Consider the following 24,253-nt stretch of genomic DNA (forward strand, 5'->3'; position numbering starts at 1 on the left):
CCATGCGGTATGCACTCTCCATGGCACACGGGACCCATGACACGACGGTCCCCGGCGGATCCGTCGCCGGGCTGCTGCTGGCCGCCGGCGGGGGGCGCCGGCTGGGCGGCCGCCCCAAGGCGCTGCTGACGCACCGTGGACGGCCGCTGGTGGAGCACGCCGTACGGATCCTGCGGGCCGGTGGCTGCGATCCGGTGCAGGTGGTGCTCGGCGCGGCGGCGGCCGAGGTGCGAGCCCGCGCGGAACTGACGGGATGCCGACTGGTGGAGAACCAGGACTGGCCTTCGGGCATGGGCTCTTCGCTGCGCACGGGACTGGCCGCGCTCGACAAGGCGGCCCCCGAGGCGTCCGCGGCGCTGGTCCTGCTGGTGGACCAGCCGCGGATCGGCGCCGAGGCGGTGGCCCGGCTGCTCGACGCGCACCGGCGCGGCGCGGGCCTGGCGGCGGCCTGCTACGACGGGGAGCGCGGCCACCCGGTGCTGATCGCCCGCGCGCACTGGCCCGAGGTCGCGGCGAGCGCCGCCGGGGACCGTGGCGCCCGCGCGTTCCTCCGGGCGCACCGCGGGGAGTTGACGCTGGTCGAGTGCGCCGACATCGCCGCGCCGGACGACGTCGACACCCCGGAGGACCTCACGCTCCTGGAGTGAACACGCTCCCGAAGTGTCCTCGGAGGCTCCTCACGGGAGGCGGTGGCACCGCGCGCCACCCTCGTGGCCGGTTCCACCCCCTCGCACCCGCTCGACATCAACAAACCATTGAACTTCCACCATGAGGAAATTATTCTCCACTGGTCAGAAGCGCTCTGGGTAGCGGTCGGGCCTCGCCGCGCCCGCCGCGCCCGGCTCCCGCGACCGCGGCACCCCGTGCCGGCATGACCCGCCCGCGGCCCGCGGGCCGTAGCCCCGGCGGCCCGCGCCCTCGAAGCCGGCCCTCCCTGCCCTCGTCCGTCGGGCCCGTGTCCCGCCGAAGGCCGCGCCCTCACCGAAGGAGTGACCGCCCATGTCCGGACCAGCACCGTCCCCGCTGGCCGTCGTCGACGCCGAGCCGCTGGAGCGGCAGAGCGAGGTGCTGACCGACGAGGCCCTGAGCTTCCTCGCCGAGCTCCACCGCCGCTTCACCCCGCGCCGCGACGAACTGCTGGCGCTGCGCGCCGAGCGCCGGGCCGAGATCGCCCGCACCGGCACCCTGGACTTCCTGCCGCGGACCGCGCACATCCGCGAGGACGAGAGCTGGCGGGTCGCCCCCGCCCCGCCCGCGCTGGAGGACCGCCGGGTGGAGATCACCGGCCCCACCGACCGCAAGATGACCATCAACGCCCTCAACTCCGGCGCCCGCGTCTGGCTCGCCGACTTCGAGGACGCCTCGGCTCCCACCTGGGAGAACGTCATCCTCGGCCAGCTCAACCTGATCGACGCCTACGAGCGCAGGATCGACTTCACCAGCCCGGAGGGCAAGAGCTACGCGCTGCGCCCGGCCGCGGAGTTGGCGACCGTGGTGATGCGCCCGCGCGGCTGGCACCTGGACGAGCGCCATCTACGGCTGGACGGCCGCGCCCTGCCCGGCGCCCTGGTCGACTTCGGTCTGTACTTCTTCCACAACGCCCGGCGCCTGCTCGACCTGGGCAAGGGCCCGTACTTCTACCTCCCCAAGACCGAGTCGCACCTGGAGGCCCGGCTCTGGAACGAGGTCTTCGTCTTCGCCCAGGAGCGGCTCGGCATCCCGCGGGGCACCATCCGGGCCACCGTCCTGATCGAGACGATCACCGCCGCGTACGAGATGGAGGAGATCCTCTACGAGCTGCGCGAGCACGCCTCCGGGCTCAACGCGGGCCGCTGGGACTATCTGTTCTCGCTCGTGAAGAACTTCCGCGACGGCGGGGCGAAGTTCGTGCTTCCGGACCGCAACGCCGTGACCATGACCGCCCCGTTCATGCGCGCCTACACCGAACTGCTGGTCCGCACCTGTCACAAGCGTGGCGCGCACGCCATCGGCGGCATGGCGGCCTTCATCCCGTCGCGCCGCGACCCCGAGATCAACACCGCGGCCTTCGCCAAGGTCAAGGCGGACAAGGACCGCGAGGCCGGCGACGGCTTCGACGGCTCCTGGGTGGCCCACCCCGACCTGGTCCCGGTCGCCCGCGCCTCCTTCGACGCGGTGCTCGGCGACCGGCCGCACCAGAAGGACCGGCTCCGTGAGGACGTCCAGGTCACGGCCGCCGAACTGATCGACATCGCCTCGCTGGACGCCCGGCCCAGCTACGAGGGGCTGCGCAACGCCGTCCAGGTCGGCATCCGCTACATCGAGGCGTGGCTGCGCGGCCTGGGGGCGGTGGCCATCTTCAACCTGATGGAGGACGCCGCCACCGCCGAGATCTCCCGCTCCCAGATCTGGCAGTGGATCAACGCGGGCGTCGAGTTCGAGGACGGCCGGCGGGCCACCCCCGAGCTGGTCCGCGCGGTGGCGGCGGCCGAACTGGCCGCCATCCGCGAGGAGACGGGCGAGGAGGCGTTCGCCGCCGGCCGCTGGCAGCAGGCCCACGACCTGCTGCTGAGGGTGTCCCTGGACGAGGACTACGCGGAGTTCCTCACCCTCCCGGCATACGAACTGCTCGGCTGAGCGCCCCCCTTTTTTTTTTGAGGCTCGGTTCGCCTCCGGGCGCCGTGAGCGACTGCCGACGGTCGACCGTGCTCGGCCACTCGTTCCTCGCGGCCTCCGCGCGCTCTCCCTTTCGGCAGCCGCGCGCCCTTCGGTTCACTCGCCGGTCCAGGCGGGGCCGGAGTGCGAGCGCAGCCGGCCGGGGGCGAACCGAGCCCGGGTGAGACGAGGGTGCCTCAGTTACCGCGGCTGGCGTCGATCACGCAGAAACGATTGCCCTCGGTGTCGGCGAGGACGAGAAAATCGGGGTTCTCGGGGTAGAGGTCCCAGTCGACGCGCGCGGCACCGAGGGCGATCAGGCGCTCGACCTCGGCCGCCTGGTCGGCGGCGTCGCGGGCGTACAGGTCGAGATGGACGCGCGGCTGCTCCTGTACGGGGGTGCGGCTGGCGCCGAGCGCGATCCCGGGGCCCCGCTCCCGGCCGTCGGCGGGCAGCAGCACCGTCCAGTCCTCGTCGACCCTCCCGTCACGGGGCACGTATCCCAGCGCCTCGCACCAGAAGCCGGCGGCCCGCCGGACGTCCTCGGCTCCCAGCACGACCGTTCCCAGAGTCAGCATGCGCCCCATTCTCGCAGCGGCCTGGACTCGACGGCGGCCGCACCCATGCCCGCACCGGCCCCGACCCGCGACATCACCATCCACAGCCGGACTACCAGGCGGCCGGGGAGGCTTGCCGCTCTCCATAGGGCGTGGCCGCCATCACACCCGAGTGACGTCACGTCGAACGCCGCTGCGTCGTCCTCGCTACGGAACCGAGAGAAGGGATCGTGAGGATGAAGGCCGTCATCGTGTGCGCCTCCGTGTCGCACGGCAATACGCGTCGTGTCGCCGACAGCATGGCCCGAGTACTGGGCGCGACGGTCGTCTCCCCTGAGCGGGCCGACCCGGCGGAGCTCGCCGACGCCGACCTCGTGGGATTCGGCTCGGGCATCTTCTACGGCAGGTTCCACGCCCGCCTGACCGACTTCGTCACAGCACTTCCCGAGAGGCAGGGCCGGGCTTTCGTGTTCGCCACCAGCGGGCTCCCGGAGTTACCGCTGGCGCCGTTCGCTCGCCCCCTGGTCCGGCTCCTCGAAGGCAAGGGCCTCACGGTGGACGGGAGCTTCTCATGCCGGGCGTTGGACACCTGGGCGCCTTTCAAGCTTGTGGGAGGTATCAACAAGCAGCGGCCGAACGTCGGGGACCTGGCCGCGGCGCAGGCGTTCGCCAAGCAGCTGCGGGACGGGCGAGGGCCGGTGTCCTGACGCGTACGCCCCACGTCAGGCTGCGCCCCATTCCCGCAACGGCTCGGCGGTCTCCGGCTGCTCGCCGTGGCGCCGTCCCAGGTGGTTGAAGGCGAGGTTGAGGGCGACCGCGACCAGACAGCCGGTGCTGATGCCCGAGTCGAGGACGACCCGCAGGTCCGCGGGGAAGGCGTGGTAGAACTCCGGGGCGGCGACGGGGATCAGCCCGATGCCGAGCGCGGCGGCGACGATCAGCGCGTTCTCCCCCTTCTCCAGGTCGGCGGAGGCCAGCGTCCGTACGCCGCTCGCGGCGACCGAGCCGAACAGCACGATGCCCGCGCCGCCCAACACCGGCAGCGGCACCAGCGAGATGACGGACGCGGCGACCGGCGACAGTCCCAGCAGCACCAGAATGCCGCCGCCGGTGGCCACCACATAGCGGCTGCGCACCCCGGTCATCGCGACCAGCCCGATGTTCTGCGCGAAGGCGCTGCAGGCGAAGCCGTTGAACAGCGGACTCACGGCGGTGCCGAGGGCGTCCGCCCGCAGACCCCCCTCCAGCGTCCGTTCGTCCGCCGGCCGCTCCACGATCTGCCCGAGGGCGAGCATGTCGGCGGTGGACTCGGTCATGCAGACCAGCATGACGACGCACATGGAGACGATCGCCGCCACCTGGAACTGCGGGGCGCCGAAGTGGAAGGGGCTGGGGAAGCCCAGCGGATCCGCCTGCCGGATGGCGTCGGCGCTGGTCACCCCGAACGGCACGGCGACGAGCGTGCCGCCGACGAGGCCCAGCAGGATGGCGATCTGTTGCAGGAACCCGCGCAGCACCCGGCGTAGCACGAGGACCAGCAGCAGCGTGATGGCGGCCAGTCCGAGGTACTTCGCGGCGCCGTAGTCCGCGGCGTGCCGGTCGCCGCCCTGGGCCCAGTCGAAGGCCACCGGCAGCAGGGATATCCCGATGAGCGTGATGACGGTGCCGGTGACCAGCGGCGGGAAGAAGCGGACCAGCCTGCAGAAGTACGGGGCGAGGACGAAGCCGAGCAGTCCGGCCACCAGGGTGGCGCCGAAGACGACCGGCAGCGCGTCCTCGGGTCCGGCCCCGGTGCCGATGGCGATCATCGGGGTGACGCCCGCGAAGGAGACCCCGTTGACGAAGGGGAGCCGGGCGCCGATCCGCCAGAAGCCCAACGTCTGGAGGAGGGTGGCGATGCCGGCCGTGAAGAGGCTGGCGCCCATGAGGAGGGTGGTCTCGCCCGTGGAGAGTCCCACCGCCGGGCCGATGATCATCGGCGGGGCCACCACGCCCGCGTACATGGCGGCCACGTGCTGGAGGCCGCTGGTGAACATCTTCAGGGGAGGCAGAGTCTGATCGACCGGATGCACGCCGATCCTCCTGTCGGGTGACGCGCCGTGGGGGCACGGGTTTCGGGGAGGTCCTGCGGATGTGTCGACGGCCGGCCATGTCGACGCTGACATGACAGGTGGGAGTCGGTGGGTGAGTGGGGAGGGAAGTCGCCCCCGGGGCGTGAGTCGCGTTCCCGCGCCCCGGGGGCGGCGCTCGCGGAACCACGAGGTCCGCGAGCCCGGCCGGGAGCCGTCCCTCCCGGCCGAGTCCGTGGGGCGAGTCAGGCGTCCGTGGGCCGGCCTCGCGGCTCAGTCGGCCGCGGCGAGGCGGGCGAGCCGCCGGGCCTCGTCCCGCGTGCGGCGGGCGATCGCCTCCTCGTCGACCGTGGTGAGCCGGCCGTCCTCGACCACGGCACGGCCGTTGACGAGGGAGAGGGTCACCGGCGCGGCGGCGCCCAGCACCAGGGCGGCCACCGGGTCGGCGATGGTCGAGTGGCCGATGCCGTCGAGTCTCCACAGCACCAGGTCGGCCAGCTTGCCCGGCTCCAGCGAGCCGATCTCCTCGGCGCGGCCGAGCACCTGGGCGCCGCCGTAGGTCCCCAGCCGCAACGCCTGCCGGACGGTGAGGGCGCGCTCCCGATGCCCGCCGAGCCGGTTGATCAGCAGCGCGTTGCGCAGCTCGGTGTGGAGCTCGCCGGACTCGTTGGAGGCGGTGCCGTCCACCCCGAGTCCGACCGGGACGCCCGCGGCGAGCAGATCGGGGACGCGGGCGATGCCGGCGGCCAGCCGGGCGTTGGAGGACGGGCAGTGGGCCACGCCGGTGCCGGTGCGCGCGAAGGCGGCGATGTCGGCGTCGTTCATGTGCACGCAGTGCGCCATCCACACGTCCTCGCCCAGCCATCCGGTGGAGTCGAAGTAGTCGGTGGGGCCCATCCCGAACAGCTCGTGGCAGAACTTCTCCTCCTCCACCGTCTCCGAGCCGTGGGTGTGCAGCCGTACGCCCTTGCGGCGGGCGAGCGCCGCGCCCTCGCGCAACAGCTCGGTGGAGATGGAGAAGGGCGAGCAGGGCGCCACGGCGATCCGCAGCATGGAGTCGAACGAGGCGTCGTGGTAGCGGTCGACGGCCTCCTCGGTGGCGAGCAGGGCGCCCTCTGTGGTCTCCACGGCGAAGTCCGGCGGCAGCCCGCCGTCCGACTCCCCACGGTCCATGGAGCCGCGGGCCGCGGTGAACCGGACGCCCAGTTCGGCGGCGGCGCGGACCTCCGCGCCCAGCAGGTCGCCGGCGCCGCGCGGGAAGACGTAGTGGTGGTCCATGGCGGTGGTGACGCCGCCGCGGGCCATCATCGCCAGCGAGCCCTGGGCGGCGGCGTGGACCATCTCCTCGTCGATCCGGGCCCAGGTGGGGTAGAGGGCCACCAGCCAGTCGAAGAGGTTGGCGTCCTGGGCCAGGCCCCGGGTGAGCCACTGGTAGAAGTGGTGGTGGGTGTTGACCAGGCCGGGCGTGGCCAGGTGGCCGGTGCCGTCGACGCGGCGGACCACACCCTCCAGGCCCGCGGGGGCGGGGCCGGCGCCCACCGACTCGATGCGGTTGCCGGCGACGACGACATGGCCCGAGGCGTGCTCGGTGTCGTCCGCGTCCACGGTCGCGATGGCGCAGTTCTCGATGACGATGCGCGGGGTGGCCATGGGAGGTTCCTCGTTCTTCCCTGTGGGGTGAGCACGGGCCCGGGAGGTCGAGCGGGGTGACGACCGGACCCGCGGTACTGCTCGTGTGCGCAGATGCCCCCGCTCTTCCCCCGGGCCCGGGATCGGGAGCCGGAAGCCGGTCCATGCCATGGTCCGGTTCCGCGATCCGGGCGACGCCGGCGCGCGCGTCGGGGGTGGTGGGAGGGTCAGAGGTTGGTGAGGTCCACGGGGATCCGCGCGTCGGCGCCCTCCCGCAGCACGGTGGCCTCGATGAGGCCGTAGGGGCGGTCCGCGGCGAAGTACACCTCGTTGTCGTTCTCCAGCCCGAACGGCTCCAGGTCGACCAGGAAGTGGTGTTTGTTCGGCAGCGAGAGCCGCACCTCGTCGATCTCGACGCGGGTGTCGAGCACCCGCGAGGCCATCTGGAACAGCGTCTGTTGGAGCGAGCGCGAGTAGGTCTCGGCGAACGCCTCCAACAGCCGGGCGCGGGTCTGGGCGTAGGAGCGTTCCCAGTGGGGCGTCGGCCGCTCGTCGTCGCTCCAGCCGTACCGCCAGCGGGCGTGCACATCGGTGGCCAGGATCCGGTCGGACGCCTCCTTCAGGGTGGTGTACCGATCCTTGACGTACCCCCGGAACTCCGAGTTCGTGGTGTTCAGTACGGTGAGGTCGCTCAGCCCGGAGATGACCTCCCATCGCGCGCCGTCGTAGGTGATCTGGGTGGTCCTGGTCTCCTGTCCCTTGCGGACGAAGGAGTGTTGGACGTCCTCGGCGCCGATGAACCGGGAGCCGGCCGCGGAGGGGGCGATGCGCTCCCAGGCGTACTCCTCGATCCGGACGCGGGCCCGGTGGATCGGCTCCTGGCTGCTCACGAAGTGCCGGGCCAGATGGATGCCGAACTGCTCGGCCGAGTCGATCCCGTGTTCCCTGGCGAAGGCGTAGACGGTGTTCTTGGTGGTGTCGGTCGGCAGCACGGTGGCGTTGCTGCCGGACCGGTGCACCTCGTCCATGTCGCCGGAGAGGGCGATCGAGACGTTGAGGTCCTTGATGTGGTGCGTGGCGCCGTTCCGCACGATCCTGACGACGCGGTTCTCCGACTTTCCGTACTGGTTCTGGCCGAGAATCGTAGGCATGTGGTGCTAGCTCCCTCGATATACGGAGTAGCCGAAGGGGTTGAGCAGCAGCGGTACGTGGAAGTGCTCCCCCGGCGTGACGGCGAAGACGACGGTCACCTCCGGGAAGAAGGCTCCGCCGTCCCGGGCGCGGGGGGCGTCCTGCCCTGCCTCGGCTCGCCTGCTGGTGAAGTACGGTTCGACCGCGAAGCGCAGCCGTACGTGGGTGGTGTCCTCCGGGAGCGCCGGCAGGTCCGCGCAGCGCCCGTCGGTGTCGGTGGCGCCCGCCGCGTGGTCCCGCCAGGGCGCCTCGTCCCCGGAGCGGACCGCCAGCTGGAGCGCCACGCCCTCGGCGGGGCGGCCCAGACTGGTGTCCAGGATGTGGGTGGAGACCGAGGTCCGAGCCGTCATCGCGTTTCCTCCCCGCGTTCCACGAGCCGGGCCAGCCGGATGCGGTTGATCTTCCCCAGCTCGCCCCGCAGGATCTCGCGTTCGGTCTGCGGGTCGTGGGAGATCCGCTCCCTCAGCGCGGCGAGCATCTGCTCGCCGGTGCGGCCGGTGGCGCAGATCAGGAAGGCGTGTCCGTGCCGCTCCTGGTAGGCGAGGTTGAGTTCGAGCAGTTCGGCGCGGTCCTCCTCGCGCACGCCGCCCTGCTCCCGCGCCGAGGTGGGGTCGCCCGGGGTGGGGCGGCCGATGGGCGGGTGGCCGGCGGTCGCCTCGTCCAGATCGGCGGGGGTGAGCCGGGCCGTGGCGGCGTCGGAGGCGACGTAGAGCTCCTCGGCCTCCGGGTAGGGGCGGCCGGCCACCAGCTCCCGGATCCACGCCCCGCTGACGCACACCTCGCGCAGCAGCCGCGCCGCTTCCGGTCCTTCAGCCGAGTTGAGCCGGGTGAGACCCGGCGTAGCGCTGGAAGTCACAGACGCAAGCTAGGAGCCGCCGCCACAGCGCGTCAACACTTTGTTGAAAACTTCTGGTCAAGGCGGCGGTCTGTCGACGTCACCCGGCGGGCGCAGCGCGGCGCGCGGGCGCGCGGGAAGCGTGTGACGGTGGGGAGGTGTCCGCCGTCCCGGAACCGCCCCAGGAGTCGGCGCCGGCCCGCAGGAGGCGCCACGAGACGGTCCACGCGTGGGCGGGCACGGTGGCGGGGCTGGTCGCGCTGGCGCTGTCGGCCTACAACTTCCTTGCGCTGCACCGGGAGCCGGAGGTCGACGTCCGGCTGCCGCACATCGTGCGCATCGCGCAGGGGAAGGACGTCTGGCTCTATCTCCAGCCGACCCTGTCCACCCGTTTCAAGGCCGAGCAGGCCGAGGTGATCACCCAGGCCGAGCTGCGGATGCGGGCCACCGCGCGGCGAGCGAAGGCCCCGGCCTTCTTCTGGGACGAGACCGGCGCCTTCTCCTACGACGCGGCCCGCCAGGAGCTCACGTACCAGCGCGCCGCCGACCCCGGCCCGCTGCTGATCGACCAGGACACCCCGAACCAGCCGCTGATGCTCTTCAACGCGGTCGGCTGGAACTTCCGGCCCGGCCGGTACGAGGGCACCCTGCGGCTGCACCGCTCGGGCGGGCGCGCCCCACTGGACCGCGACTTCTGCCTGCTGGTCTCGCCGGAGGCGGCCACCGCCTTCCGGGAGGCGGGGCAGTTCACCTTCCGCGACTTCCGCGACGACGTCCCCGGGGCCGGGCCGAGGTCCGCGCGGGGCTGCTACACCCTGTCGCCGGTCTAGTTGTTCTGTCCGGGGAGGTTGTGGACAGGTGACCCAGGTCTCGGCTGAGGGATCTTGAATGGGTGAGGGCCTTCCGGGTTCGGTGTGGATTGCGACGTCTACACCGACCGAAAGGCCCTCGTGCCCCACCGTAATGCACCCCTGACCGAGACCGGACGCCTGCGTCTTGCCCGCTGTGTGGTCGAGGACGGCTGGCCGCTTCGACGGGCCGCCGAGCGCTTCCAGGTCTCGCCGACCACAGCCCAGCGGTGGGCCGACCGCTACCGCCGACTGGGCGAAGCCGGCCTGGCGGACCGCTCCAGCCGGCCCCACCACAGCCCCCGCCGCACTCCCACCCGCACCGAGCGACGGATCATCAAGGTCCGTTTGCTGCGCCGGTGGGGACCGGCCCGCATCGCGCACTTCCTGCACCTGGTGCCCTCCACCGTCCACCGCGTCCTCACCCGCTATCACCTGGCCCGCCTGGCCCACCTGGACCGGGCCACGGGCCGCGTGGTGCGGCGCTACGAGCGCGACCGGCCTGGAGAACTGGTCCACGTCGACATCAAGAAGCTGGGCAACATCCCCGACGGCGGCGGACACAAGGTCCACGGCAGAGCCCAGGGCGGTCGCAACAGCTCCGCACACCGCGACCCCGCACGGCCCCGCACCCGTCACGGCCGCCCCAACCTCGGCTACAGCTACCTGCACACAGCCGTCGACGACCACTCCCGCCTGGCCTACAGCGAGATCCACTCGGACGAGAAGAAAGAGACCGCCACCAGTTTCTGGCAGCGGGCCCACGCCTTCTTCGCCCAGGCCGGGATCACCGTCGAGCGGGTGCTGACCGACAACGGCTCCTGCTACCGCTCCCACGACTGGCGCACAGCCCTGGCCACGGACGGGATCATCCACAAGCGCACCCGGCCCTACCGGCCGCAGACCAACGGCAAGGTCGAACGCTTCAACCGCACCCTGTTGGAGGAGTGGGCCTACGCCCGCACTTACCGCTCAGAGCAAGAACGACGCGCGGCCTTCGGCGAATGGCTACACACCTACAATCACCACCGCGGACACACCGCGCTGAAAGGCCAACCACCCGCCAGCCGCGTCCCCAACCTCACAGGGCAATACATCTAGTCGGCCTTCTCGCGGTTCAGGTAGTTGTACACCGAGACAGTTACCCCGGCTGCGAGTCGGACTCGCCCCCGCGCCGCCGGGCCCGCTTCTCCTCCTGAGCATTGATGTAGTTGTACACAGAAAAGGCCGGGCCGGCCTCGATGAAGGCCCCCGACCTATCCGGCTCCAGGAGCTCGTATCCCCCAAGGTCATCGGTTACACACATGAACCAGACCTGGGCAGTGTGAGGTAACAATAATTATTGCTACCTGGCTCACAGATGTGTCCCAGGGCCCCAGAGGACAGGTACGTTATTTATGGTGGGGGGTTCTCCATACCCCCACCCAATCCTTGAGGACTACCTCTCTGGCACCCCCACGAAGGGGTGCCTTGAGGTAAATGGTGGTTCTACTCCTCAGTACCGGCATGTGAAAGGAGGCTCAGGCACCCCATCTAGTGCCTGAGCCTCCTCGAATCTCACCGGTACCGGTTCGCCGGCCTTCAGGCGGCTAGCTGAGGTGGTGTTCCCATCGCAGTGCCGGGTTGTCGCCGATCCAATATGTATGGGTCCTGGCAGTGATGTGGAGCTTTACGGCGGTGATGTCAGGGCTTCCCTCACCCTGCCAAGCGGTGACAGCCCGCTCGATGTCGTCCCACAGGGCCACGGGCCCACCCTGGCGGACGGTCCAACCGTCTCCGTCAGCGATGAACTCCGCAAAGGACTCGCGCTGCGGGTCGAAGAGGTACAAGAGCCGTGTGCCGTCACTGCGGGCGGCGCGAATGAACTGCGTGCCAGGGGCGGAGAGCTGGGCGAGGAAAGCAGGCATCTGCTCCTCAAGCACGAGGGGAGACACCCCCACCTCCCGCTCACTATCGGCGTAGGCAGTGCGGGCGGAGAGGTCACCGCCTACCGGCACTGCCGCCTGGGATCGAGCCTGCATAAACGAGGCGTGTCCGATCATGCCGCCTTCGGCCGCACCCTCGGCATTCACCGTTACCTTTGCAAGGCCGGCGCCGTTTGCCCAAGAACCGACGGTGGCCAGGATGACGCCGCCTGGCTTGGTCTGGCGGACCCAGGTATGAGGGATGCGGCGGACGGCGCAGGTGGCGATCACCCGATCGTATGGGGCACGGCGAGGGTGCCCGAGGAGCCCGTCTCCGGTCACGGTCCACGTCGAGAACCCGGCCGCTTCCAACGCGGCGTCCGCACGGGCCGCCACTTCCGGGTCAACCTCCACCGTGGTCACGTTGTCCTCGCCGAGGCGGTGACACATCAGGGCGGAGGAGTAGCCGGTACCGGTACCAATCTCCAAGACCTGGTGCCCGTCCTCCACGTCCAGGCTCTCGATCATGCCAAGCACGAGGACCGGGGTCGTGGAGGAAGACGTGGGTAGACCCGCCACGGGCTCTTTTACCTCGTCGGCAGTGAGGTGCCCATCGAGTTGCGTAGTCAGCGTGTCTAGGGTGTACGCGATATGCGCCCACTCCGCCGGGTCGGAATCCGCGGCCGATACAGGTCGCCATCGTCCTTTCTCTTGAAGGAACACCCCGGGGTTCAGAAAGAGCTCACGCGGTACTGCCTCTACGGCCGCCCGCCACGCGGGGGTCTTGAGGACACCAGCCTGAACCAGCCGATCGGCGAGGGCACGCCGCTCGGGCGTGGTATCGGTCATGGGTTGTCTCCTCGTAGCAGGTCAGCGAATGCAGCGGACATCTCCAGTCCGGTCTTATCCTCCAGCCACCCCCACTGGCCATTGGGGTTCAGCTCCAGCCACCAGTAGTCGCCCACCCGATCCATAGCGAGGTCAAAGCTCCCGGACACCAACCCGAGGCGATCCAGGTATGCCAAGAGCGCCTTGTTCACGTTGGCGGGCAGGTCTACCACGGTGTAGGAGAGCGCGGAGTAGTCCTTGCGCCAGTCCAACAGGTCGGAGTCGATGCGCACGGCGAACGTCCGCCGGCCGACGATGAGCACCCTCACGTCGGCGATCTTGTCCACACGACCTTGAAACAGGTGCGGCGTGACGCGCACGCTGTCATCGATCTCGTCAGCAGTGACCAGATCAGCCCAACCCGTGACCGGAATCCCGTCTCGCTCGTACGGGGTCCACCGCAGCACCTTGTAGATCACCTCACCATGAACGGTAATGAAATCCCGTGCTTCGCCAGGATCGTTGGTGATGAGCGTTGGTGGCACCGCGAGGCCCAGCCTCTGCGCAAGGGCGAGTTGAGCGGGCTTGTAGTCGGCGGCGGCGATACGAAGGGGGTGGTTGACCCACAGAGGCCCGTCCAGGGCGTAGAGCGTGCCTCCGAGCCCATAGCGGACCTGCGCCGCGGCGAACCGCGCATCGTCGGCGGCTAAGTGCGGGAAGGTGGGCCAGTCGGGACGGCGCCAGTACACCGCCCGCACGTGGCCCAGATCCACGGTCCTCGACACGGTGCGTACCTGCCCGGCCACCAGGGCCGGGCAGGTACCAAACCGAGCCGAGACCGTCAGGCCGCCTCCATCAATGTCGGCAGGGTTGAACCTGACTACCGGCACACTGCGCCGGTTCAGTTCGCTGATCACCATGTCGGCGGTAATGTCGTTCGCCTCGGTGACCACGAGTACCGGCCTCTCCTCGGTCACTATCGTCAGTCCTGATCGTTCTCCTGGTCCTTGCCCTGGTCGTTACCCGTCTGGTTATCCGAACTGGTGGTTACATTGGTTTCGGTGCCGGTGCCGGTTCCGTGCTTGCCCATCTCAACCACCTGGCCGTGACAGTCGCGGAACACGCCAAGCTGCGTGTCCGGGTCAACCTCGACTGCGGCGTGCGGGAGGCGAACCGTGGTGGGGTACGGCGCCAGTCGGCTAGCCCCCCACGGTCGGGTTGCGGTGAGCCCAGTAGCAGTGGTGATCACAGTTGACTCCTCAGGATGAGTTCTGCGGATCTGGGTGGTGCCTGCACTACGAGCCGAGTGGCTCGGTTATACCTCGCCTCCCTTCCTTCATGAGACGTGAACTGGTCGATCCCTTGCTGACCCGCCCGGCGGACACGCTCCCCAGCGAGTGTCCGCCGGGCGGGGGACTGGTGCGGATGGGCAGGGCGACCGGCTGTGATGGGCTGGTCTTCATGTCGGTCGCTCCTCCCCAACTCGCCAACTGGACAGGTTGTGTGAGGTCCCGCCCCTACGGTGTCGCCTTCGGGGGATGGCTGGCACACGGTAGGGGCGGGCGCGGGACCTGGTCCCCGCCGAGCTAGCCGAGGAACAGGGGGACCAGGAGTCTTCTACGGTCCGAAGATCGAGGCGGGCAGAGCGCCCGAGTTCATCCCACCGCGGCGCCCCTTCTGCCCTTCCTCCACGGTCCACTGTTCCAGGGGCCGCGCGGACATCGGAGCACTGCGCGGATAGTCCGAAGGAGTCGGCCGGAGCGCCGGTGTGGGCCGCGGCGGGTCCTCAACGGGCCACTCCTCTTTCGTGGGCTGACGGAAACCGGCGGTGCCCCAGGGCGTGCCCTTGCCATTCGGCGGATACAGCGTCACCCGAGCACGCTGAGGCCCCTCCCAACCCATCATCAGCCCCACCTTGCCGGTCACCGTGTCCATCACCGGATCACCGATCATGGGCATGGGGGTGATCGGCGCCGAGCGGGAGTCTCGGCTCTCGGCCACGTTGATGGCCATGAGCAGCCCCTCAACGAGCCTTTCAGCGAGGAACCGCAGTTCTTCCACCGTTACCTTCGGCTGCTTGAGCAAGTGACGGGCGTGCCCCAGAAGCTGGCTGCACATGAACACGCTCTCGTCTTCCGCCGCGCTGTCGAACTCGTCGGCCATGCGGCTAAGCAGACCGTCAGGGTTGTCGGTAATCACGATGCCCGTGCGGCCGTCTTCGTCCGGGGGCAGTTGCCGGAGAGTCACCACGACACCTCCGCGGACTCGCAGCCCGCGCACTCGTTGACCCCGAGCCTGCCCCGGCCGCCCGCCTGTTCGCTGGACAGCACGTAGGGGCGGACCAAGGCAACGCCCGCTCCATTGCCCCTCCACGGCCGCCACACCACGCGCGGGAGGGTGGTCGCACTGGCCGGAGCCTTCGGCGCCTGGGCGACCGGGGCGGGGCTGCGCCGTCGCACCAATGTGCGCAGCCTTCCGAGCACCGATTCGAAGATCAGCACGGTACGTTTGTTCACGTCATCAACTCCCAAGCGGTTGGTGGCCACGCCCCCGAGCCGGTTGCGCGGTTGCGGGGGTCTTTGTCTGGCCGTTGATCTGCGTGATCAGAGCGTGGTGAGCCGTTCAGCGGCCTGCGCGGAAGTCGCTACGAGCGTCACGCACCTGCCGCTGACCGGACTCCTGAGCTACTCCTCTCCGTAGCGCCATGACTACCGAGGAACGCCAGGGTGGCGTACGGTTGCGAGCCATTCAACGTGTCAGGCGGGGAGGAAAGGTTGATGAACGTCCCGTGAATCGCAACGAGTTGAACCCGGACGCCTCTCCTCAGGCGGCCTACGGAGCGCGTTTACGCAGGCTGCGAGAGGCGCGCGGCTGGACTCAAGAGCACCTGGCCGAACGAACGGAATATTCCAGTGTGCATATTTCAGCCGTTGAGAATGGTCGGAAGCCTCCAACCCTCCGGTTCTCGCGTAGCCTGGACCCGGTCTTCGGCCTTGAGGGCACAGCAGACTCGTTCGAGCGTGAGTACCGCGAGATCAAACACGGCAGCTTGCTAGAGGGCTTTCCGGAGTACGTCGAATACGAGGGCCGCGCGGCGGAGATTCGGCTGTACGAAGTGGGCGTCATGCCAGGAATACTCCAGACACCTGAGTACGCATCGGCACTCACCTCCCGAACGGTCGAACGTGGCGCGATCACGCCTGAACAGGGTGACGAACGAATCGCACTCGTGACGGAGCGCCAGGGCGCCTTTAAACGGACACCGCCACCGCTAGTGTTCGTAGTGCTAGACGAGAGTTGCCTCAGAAGGCCCGTCGGCAGTCAGGCCATCATGCGCAGCCAGTTGGAACGGCTGGTTGAGTTCGCCGCACTACCAAACACGGTGCTCCAGGTAGCTCCGTTCGACATGGGCGACCGTCGCCCACTCAGCTTGCCGCTATACATCCTGACGCTTCCGGACCGCCAGCTCATGTCCTACGCCGAGTCTGCCCAGCGTGGGCATCTCGAACGGGAAGGCAGGTCTGTAGTCCCCCTGTTGACCGCCTACCATCAGTTGCAGGCCGAGGCGATGTCTCAGGCGGCATCCGTGGCCATGATTGAGCAGTTACGAAAGGGCATCTCGTGACAACCTCCCTCGAATCCCCCTGCTGGTTCAAGTCCTCGTACAGCGAGAACGGCGGCGCCTGCGTGGAGGTCGCCGCGAACCTCGTCTCTTCGTCCGGCGTGGTCCCCGTCCGTGACAGCAAGAACCCCGACGGTCCCGCCCTGGCCTTCCCCTCCGACGCCTGGAGGGCCTTCGTCGGCGCCGTGAGGCGCAGTGAGCTGCCGGGCTGACCACAGCGGGCCGCGGCGGCTGCCAAACGTTTCTGTGCGGGCTTGTAGCGCCTCTACACCTCTAAAGCGGCCCCTCCCCCGATCTGCAAGGGGGAGGGGCCGTCTGCCGTTGGGGCACTCGTTGCCCTGGCGCCATCACCAGGACGGGTCAACTCTCCGGATTCGGTAGGTCGTGGGCTGACTCCTGGGCTGCGGCTCCGGCAGGGGCCTCAGCCGTCCTCGCTGCCTGTCGGGGGCGCGTCCTGCCCCATGTAGTCCGTGATTTTTTGTCGACTTGCAACGGGCAGGCTCAGGACCAGCTCGGCTAACTGTTCCGGCGTTTCCGCAGGTGAGGGGCGGTACGTCACTGCTCACCGCGGTCGCCGGTCTAGTCGGCCTTCTCGCGGTTCAGGTAGTTGTACACGGTGAAGCGGCTCACGCCGAGCGCGCTCGCCACCGTCTCCACCCCGTGCCGCACCGAGAAGGCGCCGCGCTGCTCCAGGACGCGGACGACCGACTGCTTGGTCCTGCGGTCGAGTTCGGCCAGCGGCATGCCGTGGCGGCGTTCGAGCTCGGCGAGGATGTGATCGAGCGAGTCGGACAGGTGGGGCAGCCGGACCGCCAGCACCTCGCGCCCCTCCCAGGACAGCACGACATCGTCGCCCTGGGCCCGAGCGGGGGCGATCATCTCGCCGCCCATGGCGTCGACGAGCGGCCTGACGGCGGCCGCGAAGGGGTGGTCGGCGAACGGCTGGTCGGGCGCGGCGGCCGTCATGACTCCTCCTCCGCCACCACGTTGACCTGGAGCGACACCCGGGTGGCGCCGGCCGCCAGGCACTTGCGCAGCAGTTCGTCGACGGCGCCGAGCACCGCGTCGGCGCGCCCCTCGGCGGTGTTGCCGAAGGGGCCGACGTCGACGGCGTCCAGCTCGGCGGAGTGCACGACCTCACGGGCCACCACCGCGTGCGGCGGGGCCTCGTCGAGGTCGAACGGCTCGGTGGTGAACTCAACCCTCAATCTCACGCGGCCCAACCTACTGCGCTCCGCGCCCACCCCGCGGCGGATGGCGGCCACCTCTTGACAGCGCTCCGGCGACGCCTGCAATCTTCCATAGAGCAGAAGAACACTTCCATAATACGGAAGACAGGAAGGTCTCATGGGCTTCCAGGACCTGCGCTTCGATGTGAACCTCTCGATCCTCTTCACCGAGCTGCCCCTGCTGGAGCGCCCGGCGGCGGCCGCCGCGGCCGGCTTCGACGCGGTCGAGCTGTGGTGGCCCTGGGCGGACTCGCCGACGCCCCCGCAGGAGGAACTCGACCGGCTGCGGAACGCGTTGCGGGCCGCCGGCACCCGACTGGTGGGGCTGAACCTCTACGCGGGCCGGCTGCCGGGCCCGGACCGGGGCGCGCTGTCTCTGCCCGGCGAGGAGTCGGACCGCTTCCGGGCCAACATCGACGTCGCCGCCGACTTCGCCGCCTCACTGGGCTGTCGAGCGCTGAACGCGCTGTACGGCAACCGGGTCGAGGGGGTCGACCCGCGCGAACAGGACGCGCTGGCGCTGGAGAACCTGGCGCTGGCGGCCCGCGCCGCGGACCGGATCGGCGCGACCCTGTTGATCGAGGCGCTGAACGCGCCCGAGTCCCCGCACTACCCGCTGGTGAGCTCCCGCGCCGCGCTCGAGGTGGTGGACGCGGTGAACGCCGCCACCGGGCTCGGCAACGCCGCGTTCCTGATGGACCTCTACCACCTGTCGCGCGGCGGCGAGGACCTGCACCGGGTCATCGACGCGCACGCCGCCCGCGCCGGGCATGTGCAGATCGCGGACGACCCGGGCCGAGGCGCCCCCGGCACCGGCGGCCTGGACTTCGCCGACCTCCTCGACCGCCTCACCAAGGCCGGTTACGACGGCTGGATCGGCCTCGAGTACACACCCGGCGGCCCCGGCGCCGACGACTTCCAGTGGCTGAGCTGAGAAAGGCCGACATGACCGACACCCTTCCCCGCATCGGATGGATCGGGCTCGGCATCATGGGCTCCCCCATGTCCGAGAACCTGATCGAGGCGGGCTACCCCGTCTCCGGCTACACGCTGGAACAGGCCAAGCTCGACCGGCTCGCCGCCGCCGGCGGCACCGCGGCCGGCTCGGTCGCCGAGGCCGTGCGGGAGGCCGACGTGATCATCACGATGGTCCCGGCCTCCCCGCAGGTGGAGGCGATCGCCTACGGCGCGGAGGGCGTCCTGGCGCACGCCCGCCCCGGCGCGCTGTTGATCGACATGTCCTCCATCACCCCCCGGACCTCCATCGACCTGGCCGAGGCCGCGGCCGAGAAGGGCATACGGGTGCTGGACGCCCCGGTCTCCGGCGGCGAGGCCGGCGCCGTCGAGGCGGCGCTCTCCATCATGGTCGGCGGCGACCGGGCCGACTTCGACGCGGCCCGGCCGGTCTTCGAGGCGCTGGGCCGGACCATCGCGCACTGCGGCCCGCACGGCTCCGGGCAGACCGTCAAGGCCGCCAACCAGCTGATCGTCGCCGTCAACCTCCAGGCGTGCGCGGAGGCCGTGGTCTTCCTGGAGAAGTCCGGGGTGGAGCTCGCCGCCGCGCTCGACGTGCTCGGCGGCGGGCTGGCCGGCTCCACCGTGCTCGCCCGCAAGAGAGACAACTTCCTGCGCCGGAACTACGCCCCCGGCTTCCGCGTCGACCTGCACCACAAGGACATGGGCATCGTCACCGACGCCGCCCGCGCGGTCGGCGCGGCCCTTCCGGTCGGCACGGCCGTCGCCGGCCTGATCGGCTCGCTGCGCGCCCAGGGCGACGGCGGGCTGGACCACTCCGCGCTGCTGCGGGGCGTGGAGCGGCTCTCCGGCCGGCAGCCGACCCGGGGGGAGGGCTGAGCCGTGGCGCCGCGGAGGATGCCCGCCATGGAGGCGGTCGTGCACGTGCTGAAGTCCGAGGGCGTCGACATCGCGTACGGCTGCCCCGGCGCCGCCGTCCTGCCGTTGTACAAGGCCCTGGAGCGGGTCGGCGGGATCGAGCACCTGACGGTGCGCCACGAGGAGGGCGCCACCCACATGGCCGACGGCTGGTCCCGTACGACCGGCGGGGTCGGCGTCGCCATCGGCACCTCGGGGCCGGCCGGCACCAACATGGTCACCGGGCTCTACACCGCGCTCGCGGACTCGATCCCGATCCTCTGCGTCACCGGCCAGGCCGCCTCCACCAAGCTGCACCAGGAGGCGTTCCAGGCGGTCGACATCGTGGCCGTCGCGACCCCCGTCACCAAGTGGGCGGTGCAGATCAAGGAGGCGGCGCAGGCGCCCTGGATCTTCCGGGAGGCGTTCCGGATCGCCCGTTCCGGCCGTCCCGGCCCGGTGCTGGTGGACATCCCGGTCGACATCGCCCAGCGGGAGATCTGGTACGACCCGGAGATCGACGCCCCGCTGACCGTCGAGGCGGTCGCCCCCCATCCGCCCCGCGTCGAGGCGGCGCTGGACCTGCTGCTGGCGGCGGAGCGGCCGCTGATCCTGGCCGGCGGCGGGGTGATCATCGCCGAGGCCGCCGAGGAGGTGCGGGAACTCGCCGAGCTGCTGCGCATACCGGTCCAGGTGACCCTGATGGGCAAGGGGGCCCTCCCCGAGGACCACCCGCTGCACTCCGGGATGACCGGGGTGCAGACCTCGCAGCGCCACGGCAACCGGTCCTTCCTGGAGTCGGACACCGTACTGGCCGTGGGCGCCCGCTTCGGCGACCGCCACACCGGGCGGCTGGACACCTACCGGGGCGAGCGCCGGTTCATCCACGTCGACATCGAGGCCACCCAGATCGGCAGGGTCTTCGAGCCCGACCTGGGCATCGTCTCCGACGCCCGGCTGTTCCTCCGCGCCCTGATCGACGCGGCCCGGGCCCGCGGCACAGGCCGCGCGGACGGGCCGTGGGTGGCCCGGATCCAGGAGCTGCGGCGGACGCTGACCCGCCGGGAGGACTTCGACGACATCCCGATCAAGGCGCCGCGCGTGTACAGGGAGATCAACCAACTCTTCGACGAGGACACCTACTTCGTCACCGCCATCGGGCTCTACCAGATCTGGGGCGGTCAGCACCAGAAGACGTACCGGCCGCGCCACTACCAGATCTGCGGCCAGGCGGGCCCGCTGGGCTGGGAGATCCCGGCGGCCATCGGGGTGAAGAAGGCGCTGGAGGGCCTGGGCCGGGACAGCGAGGTGGTGGGAATCGTCGGGGACTACGGCTTCCAGTACACGGTCGAGGAGTTGGCGGTCGCGGCCCAGTACCACGTCCCGTTCGTCATCGTCATGCTCAACAACGAGTACCTGGGCCTGATCCGACAGGCGTCGATCCCGTTCGCCATGAACTACCAGGTGGACATCCACTACGACGAGTACGGCTCCGACCACGTCAAGATCATGGAGGCGTACGGCTGTTCGGGCACCCGGGTGTGGGACCCGGCGGAGATCCGCACCGGCCTGGAGTGGGCCCGTGAGCAGGCCCGGTCCACCCGGCGCCCGGTGCTGGTGGAGATCATGATCGAGCGCGAGGCCAACACCCCGCACGGCCCGGCGATCGACGCGGTCCGGGAGTTCGAGCCGCCGCCCGGCGTCTAGCGCCCGCGGCGGGCCGAGCCGGCGGGGCGCGCCCCTCCCTCGGACGCCGCCGAGCCGGGCGCGCTCCTCGCCGGGCGCCCCGGGCGCGTCCCCCTCAGCCCCCGGCGGCGGCGCCGACCTGTCCTGTCGCGCCGGGCGCCGCCGCCGGGACTCGCCCACCTCCGCGCGGCCGACGCCGAGTACGACCGACGCCGAGTACGGGCGGCGGGTCGAGGGAAGCGGTGCGGGAGGCGCGCGAGGGCCGAGCCGGGCACCCATCCGTCCACGGGACACCGCGCGCACCCGCCGACGACGGCACACAGCGCACACGCCCGCACACGGACCGCACGCCGACCACCCGCGGATTGCACGCGGAATCGGGCAATTCCCTCCCCACAGCATGGCGCATCGTGGAGCATGGGCACGTACATCCCCGCCTCTCCACGAACCCCTCGCTGGAGCCTCAGATGCCTGACAGCGTGCCGGTGCGCTGCCCCGTGTGCCGCCACGAGCAGTCGTTCACCCCGCCCACCTTCCCGTGCGCGTGCGGTGCCCCGCTCACCCTTCCCCTGTCCGACGCCACGCCTCAACCCGTGCGCCACCGCACCTGGTTGGACTCCTGGGTCGCCGTGCGCTGCCCGAGCTGTCGCCGCCTGGAGCAGTGGCCGCAGCCCGAACTGGGCTGCCCCTGCGGCACGGTGCTCCGGGTGCCGGTGGTCCCCGCGCCCGGCACCCCCGACCGCGACCTCGCCACCGCGGGCGGCCCCGGCGCCACCGGGCCGGCCTCCGCCAGCTCCGCCGTGCTGCGCCCCGCCTTCCGGCCCGTGACCATCCGCACCGCGCGGGACGCCATCACCGCCGCCGGGCAGTACCTCAAATGGCTCGGCTTCTCCGGGATGCGGCGGCCCGAGGACCACACGGCCTCGGGGGTCGATCTCTGCGGGCCCGGGATCGTCGCCCAGATCGACCCGACCACCCGGCCCACCGGTGTGCGCGATGTGGAATGCCTGTGGCTCAACGGCCTCAACGACTCGGCGATCGGGGTCTTCTTCTCGCTGGCCGGCTACTCCAGAGACGCCCGCAGACGCGCCGACGAGCTGCGCGTACCGCTCTTCGTCATGGACCTCACCGGCACTCCGCAACCGGTCAACGACGCCGCGGACGACCTGATCCGCATGGGGCCGCCGGAGCTCTGACAGGGTCCGTCGAGGGACTGACCCTCGTTCATCGTGCTCCACCGCGCGGCCGATGCGCCACCTACCGGGGGATGATCTCTGGCTGCCGAGACCGCCGTAGCGTGGTGGCCGACCCCACCGCCACGACGCCCTGGAGCGATTCGGCATGCCCCCACACCTCCGCACTCCCTCCGCTCTCGGCGTGGACTTCACCGAACGCACGGTCCACCACGGCCCGGTGGGTCTGGCCGTGCGCGACTTCGGCGGCGCCGGCGTCCCGCTGCTGCTCCTGCACGGGGCCGGCCGCACCCTCGCCGACTGGTCCCCGATCGCCCCCGAGCTCGCCGGCCGGCACCGCGTCGTGGCCATGGATCTGCGCGCCCACGGCCACTCCGACGCCGGCCCGTGGACCATCCCGGCGGTGCTCGGCGACATCGCGGCGGTCCTGGAGGCGTGCGACATCCCCGACGCGGCGCTCGTCGGCCACTCCCTGGGCGGGATGCTCGCTGCCGTCTACGCGGACGCGCACCCGGAGACCCCCGCGGTGGTCAACCTGGACGGCCACAACGAGGGGGTGCCCGAGCTGTACGCCGGTCTGGACCGGGAGACCGCGCTGCGCGGCATGGCCAGGGTTCGGGAGATCACCGCGGCCGCCGCCGGCCGGGTGCTGCCCGCCGAGGTGTTCGAGACCGTCCTCGAAGAACAGATGGCGATGGGCGAGCGGCTGGGGATCCCGGCCGCCCTGATGCAGGAGGGAGCGGCCCGCGCGGTCGCGGAGACCCCGGACGGCCGACGCTATCTCCGCCCCGAGCGGGAGGCCGGGCTGGAGATGCTGGACCGGATGCACCGTCTGGACCTGCCGCCGCTCTACCGACGGCTGTCCTGTCCGCTGCTGATCCTCCGGGCCGGGCGACTGGTCCGCCAGGGCGGCGAACTGGCCTGGTTCGACGAGCTGATGGCGGCCTACGTCCGCGGCCTCGACGGCGTCCTGTCCGAACTGGCCGCCGGCCACCCGCACATCACCGTCGAGACCCTGGACGGGGCCAGCCACGCGATGCTCCTGGAACGGCCGCACGACGTGTCCCTGCGCATTGCTGCGTACATCGACCGACTTTCCTTGCGTTCTTGACGGCGTGGGGGTTCGGTTGGGGGACTCCCCCCACTCTCCGCACCCCACCTGGAGACCGCGATGCCCTCCCCCCGACCCATAGGCACCCCGGCGCGACTGCTGGCGCTGCTCGTCCTCGTCCTCGCCCTGGTCGCCGGCTGCGGCGGAGGCGACGGCGGGGACGGTCCGCCGGGCCGGGCCGACGGATCCACCACCGGCAGCACCGGCTCGACGGACGACACGGGCGCCGCCGAGGACCCCTCGATCGGCGACGGGACAGCCGAGGACCCGGCCCCGGAGGACGCGTCCACGGACGGCGGATCCGAGGACGGCGACACGGGGGACGGAGACACAGGGGAGGGAGACACGGGAGACGGCGACACGGGAGACGGAGAGACCGGGGACGGCGGCGACGGAGAGACGGGAGACGGCTCCGAGGACACGGCCACCGGCGAGGACGGCGCGGCGGCCGACGGCGGTGCCGACTCCGTCGAGCAGGACATCGACTCGGCGCTCCAGGTCACCGACGCCTACTGGTCCACCCACTGGCCGGAGCTGTTCACCGGGTCGTACAGCGCCCCCCGCGTGCTGGGCGCGTACGACGGGGCGGCCGCCGACGTCCCGACCTGCGGCGGGAGCCCGCTGCCGGACGACAACGCCGTCTACTGCTCGGACGGCGACTATGTGGCCTGGGACATGGATCTCATGCGGGACGGCCATGGCAAGGGTGACGCCTGGGTCTATCTGGTGATCGCCCACGAGTGGGGACACGCCGTGCAGAACCGCCTCAACGCCGGACTCGTCAGCGTGGCCCGCGAGCTCCAGGCGGACTGCCTGGCGGGCGCGGTGCTCTTCGGCGCGGCGCGGGACGGCACGCTGCGGTTCGAGGAGGGTGACACGGACGAGCTCTCCGACGCGCTCACCGAGCTCGCCGACGCCACCCCCTGGACCGACACCTCCGACCACGGCGACGCCGGCCAGCGCATCTCCTTCTTCAACAAGGGGGCGGAGTCCGGGGTGCGGGGCTGCCTGCCGAACTCCTGACGGCCCCGCACCCCGGTCGAGG

General features: G+C 70.8%; 26 protein-coding genes. 13 read left to right on the forward strand and 13 right to left on the reverse strand.

Annotated elements, in window-relative coordinates; genetic code table 11:
* Positions 1-20 precede the first annotated feature (20 nt).
* Positions 21-647 carry a nucleotidyltransferase family protein gene (locus LRS74_RS07090; RefSeq protein ID WP_277740192.1) on the forward strand — a complete coding sequence of 209 codons (627 nt, stop codon included), beginning with the start codon at positions 21-23 and terminating at the stop codon, positions 645-647.
* Between the two features lie 352 nt (positions 648-999).
* Positions 1,000-2,616, forward strand: a complete 1,617-nt coding sequence (gene aceB / locus LRS74_RS07095) for a malate synthase A (protein WP_277740193.1) — start codon at positions 1,000-1,002, stop codon at positions 2,614-2,616.
* 215 nt (positions 2,617-2,831) lie between these two features.
* On the opposite strand, the gene LRS74_RS07100 is transcribed toward aceB, so the two are convergent.
* Entirely contained in the window at positions 2,832-3,212 is a 381-nt protein-coding gene (locus LRS74_RS07100) for a VOC family protein (protein WP_277740194.1), read from the reverse strand.
* 215 nt (positions 3,213-3,427) lie between these two features.
* On the opposite strand from LRS74_RS07100, the gene LRS74_RS07105 reads away from it, so the two are divergent.
* A complete protein-coding gene (locus LRS74_RS07105; RefSeq protein WP_277740195.1) occupies positions 3,428-3,898 on the forward strand; it encodes a flavodoxin family protein in 471 nt (156 codons plus the stop codon).
* 15 nt (positions 3,899-3,913) lie between these two features.
* Here the strand turns inward: LRS74_RS07105 and LRS74_RS07110 are convergent, their stop codons facing one another.
* The 5 genes from LRS74_RS07110 to uraD all read right to left on the reverse strand — a co-directional run bounded on the left by LRS74_RS07110 (position 3,914) and on the right by uraD (position 8,936).
* On the reverse strand, positions 3,914-5,269 hold the full coding sequence (locus LRS74_RS07110) for a nucleobase:cation symporter-2 family protein (RefSeq protein ID WP_277744637.1): 1,356 nt from the start codon (positions 5,267-5,269) through the stop codon (positions 3,914-3,916).
* Positions 5,270-5,533: 264 nt separating this feature from the next.
* A complete protein-coding gene (locus LRS74_RS07115) occupies positions 5,534-6,910 on the reverse strand; it encodes an 8-oxoguanine deaminase (RefSeq protein WP_277740196.1) in 1,377 nt (458 codons plus the stop codon).
* 206 nt (positions 6,911-7,116) lie between these two features.
* On the reverse strand, positions 7,117-8,040 hold the full coding sequence (gene pucL / locus LRS74_RS07120) for a factor-independent urate hydroxylase (RefSeq protein WP_277740197.1): 924 nt from the start codon (positions 8,038-8,040) through the stop codon (positions 7,117-7,119).
* A gap of 6 nt (positions 8,041-8,046) precedes the next feature.
* Entirely contained in the window at positions 8,047-8,430 is a 384-nt protein-coding gene (gene uraH / locus LRS74_RS07125) for a hydroxyisourate hydrolase (RefSeq protein ID WP_277740198.1), read from the reverse strand.
* Positions 8,427-8,936 carry a 2-oxo-4-hydroxy-4-carboxy-5-ureidoimidazoline decarboxylase gene (gene uraD, locus LRS74_RS07130; protein ID WP_277740199.1) on the reverse strand — a complete coding sequence of 170 codons (510 nt, stop codon included), beginning with the start codon at positions 8,934-8,936 and terminating at the stop codon, positions 8,427-8,429. Before uraD ends, uraH begins: the two co-directional genes overlap by 4 nt.
* A 137-nt stretch (positions 8,937-9,073) precedes the next feature.
* Between uraD and LRS74_RS07135 the strand changes: the two genes are divergently transcribed.
* Both LRS74_RS07135 and LRS74_RS07140 read left to right on the forward strand, forming a co-directional pair.
* The gene (locus LRS74_RS07135; RefSeq protein ID WP_277740200.1) at positions 9,074-9,745 is read left to right on the forward strand and encodes a hypothetical protein; all 672 of its coding nucleotides are present in this window, start codon (positions 9,074-9,076) and stop codon (positions 9,743-9,745) included.
* 120 nt (positions 9,746-9,865) lie between these two features.
* Positions 9,866-10,864 carry an IS481 family transposase gene (locus LRS74_RS07140; protein WP_277740201.1) on the forward strand — a complete coding sequence of 333 codons (999 nt, stop codon included), beginning with the start codon at positions 9,866-9,868 and terminating at the stop codon, positions 10,862-10,864.
* A gap of 488 nt (positions 10,865-11,352) precedes the next feature.
* Here LRS74_RS07140 and tgmC read toward each other — a convergent pair whose 3' ends face one another.
* From tgmC to LRS74_RS07165, 5 genes are all read right to left on the reverse strand, one after another.
* The gene (tgmC, locus tag LRS74_RS07145) at positions 11,353-12,516 is read right to left on the reverse strand and encodes an ATP-grasp peptide maturase system methyltransferase (protein WP_277740202.1); all 1,164 of its coding nucleotides are present in this window, start codon (positions 12,514-12,516) and stop codon (positions 11,353-11,355) included.
* On the reverse strand, positions 12,513-13,472 hold the full coding sequence (gene tgmB / locus LRS74_RS07150) for an ATP-grasp ribosomal peptide maturase (RefSeq protein WP_277740203.1): 960 nt from the start codon (positions 13,470-13,472) through the stop codon (positions 12,513-12,515). Before tgmB ends, tgmC begins: the two co-directional genes overlap by 4 nt.
* A gap of 5 nt (positions 13,473-13,477) precedes the next feature.
* On the reverse strand, positions 13,478-13,741 hold the full coding sequence (gene tgmA, locus LRS74_RS07155) for a putative ATP-grasp-modified RiPP (RefSeq protein ID WP_277744638.1): 264 nt from the start codon (positions 13,739-13,741) through the stop codon (positions 13,478-13,480).
* Between the two features lie 371 nt (positions 13,742-14,112).
* A complete protein-coding gene (locus LRS74_RS07160; protein ID WP_277740204.1) occupies positions 14,113-14,745 on the reverse strand; it encodes a hypothetical protein in 633 nt (210 codons plus the stop codon).
* Positions 14,739-15,011, reverse strand: coding sequence for a hypothetical protein (locus LRS74_RS07165; RefSeq protein ID WP_277740205.1), 273 nt, complete (start codon positions 15,009-15,011; stop codon positions 14,739-14,741). The genes LRS74_RS07160 and LRS74_RS07165 overlap by 7 nt, the downstream gene beginning before the upstream one ends.
* A 272-nt stretch (positions 15,012-15,283) precedes the next feature.
* On the opposite strand from LRS74_RS07165, the gene LRS74_RS07170 reads away from it, so the two are divergent.
* Both LRS74_RS07170 and LRS74_RS07175 read left to right on the forward strand, forming a co-directional pair.
* A complete protein-coding gene (locus LRS74_RS07170; protein WP_277740206.1) occupies positions 15,284-16,120 on the forward strand; it encodes a helix-turn-helix transcriptional regulator in 837 nt (278 codons plus the stop codon).
* On the forward strand, positions 16,117-16,329 hold the full coding sequence (locus LRS74_RS07175) for a DUF397 domain-containing protein (RefSeq protein ID WP_277740207.1): 213 nt from the start codon (positions 16,117-16,119) through the stop codon (positions 16,327-16,329). The genes LRS74_RS07170 and LRS74_RS07175 overlap by 4 nt, the downstream gene beginning before the upstream one ends.
* Positions 16,330-16,696: 367 nt before the next feature.
* On the opposite strand, the gene LRS74_RS07180 is transcribed toward LRS74_RS07175, so the two are convergent.
* Positions 16,697-17,083, reverse strand: coding sequence for a helix-turn-helix domain-containing protein (locus LRS74_RS07180; protein ID WP_144382174.1), 387 nt, complete (start codon positions 17,081-17,083; stop codon positions 16,697-16,699).
* A complete protein-coding gene (locus LRS74_RS07185; protein WP_277740208.1) occupies positions 17,080-17,331 on the reverse strand; it encodes a hypothetical protein in 252 nt (83 codons plus the stop codon). The genes LRS74_RS07180 and LRS74_RS07185 overlap by 4 nt, the downstream gene beginning before the upstream one ends.
* 133 nt (positions 17,332-17,464) lie before the next feature.
* Between LRS74_RS07185 and LRS74_RS07190 the strand changes: the two genes are divergently transcribed.
* The 6 genes from LRS74_RS07190 (at position 17,465) to LRS74_RS07215 (ending at position 24,231) form a co-directional block, all read left to right on the forward strand.
* The gene (locus LRS74_RS07190; RefSeq protein ID WP_277740209.1) at positions 17,465-18,280 is read left to right on the forward strand and encodes a TIM barrel protein; all 816 of its coding nucleotides are present in this window, start codon (positions 17,465-17,467) and stop codon (positions 18,278-18,280) included.
* 11 nt (positions 18,281-18,291) lie between these two features.
* Positions 18,292-19,200 carry a 2-hydroxy-3-oxopropionate reductase gene (locus LRS74_RS07195; RefSeq protein ID WP_277740210.1) on the forward strand — a complete coding sequence of 303 codons (909 nt, stop codon included), beginning with the start codon at positions 18,292-18,294 and terminating at the stop codon, positions 19,198-19,200.
* A 27-nt stretch (positions 19,201-19,227) separates the two neighbouring features.
* Positions 19,228-20,925, forward strand: a complete 1,698-nt coding sequence (gene gcl, locus LRS74_RS07200) for a glyoxylate carboligase (protein ID WP_277740211.1) — start codon at positions 19,228-19,230, stop codon at positions 20,923-20,925.
* Between the two features lie 446 nt (positions 20,926-21,371).
* Positions 21,372-22,100 carry a hypothetical protein gene (locus LRS74_RS07205; protein ID WP_277740212.1) on the forward strand — a complete coding sequence of 243 codons (729 nt, stop codon included), beginning with the start codon at positions 21,372-21,374 and terminating at the stop codon, positions 22,098-22,100.
* A gap of 145 nt (positions 22,101-22,245) precedes the next feature.
* Positions 22,246-23,208 carry an alpha/beta hydrolase gene (locus LRS74_RS07210; protein ID WP_277740213.1) on the forward strand — a complete coding sequence of 321 codons (963 nt, stop codon included), beginning with the start codon at positions 22,246-22,248 and terminating at the stop codon, positions 23,206-23,208.
* Positions 23,209-23,268: 60 nt separating this feature from the next.
* Positions 23,269-24,231 carry a neutral zinc metallopeptidase gene (locus LRS74_RS07215; protein ID WP_277740214.1) on the forward strand — a complete coding sequence of 321 codons (963 nt, stop codon included), beginning with the start codon at positions 23,269-23,271 and terminating at the stop codon, positions 24,229-24,231.
* Positions 24,232-24,253: the final 22 nt, after the last annotated feature.

This window comes from Streptomyces sp. LX-29, assembly GCF_029541745.1.
In the GTDB taxonomy this organism is placed as follows: Bacteria; Actinomycetota; Actinomycetes; order Streptomycetales; family Streptomycetaceae; genus Streptomyces.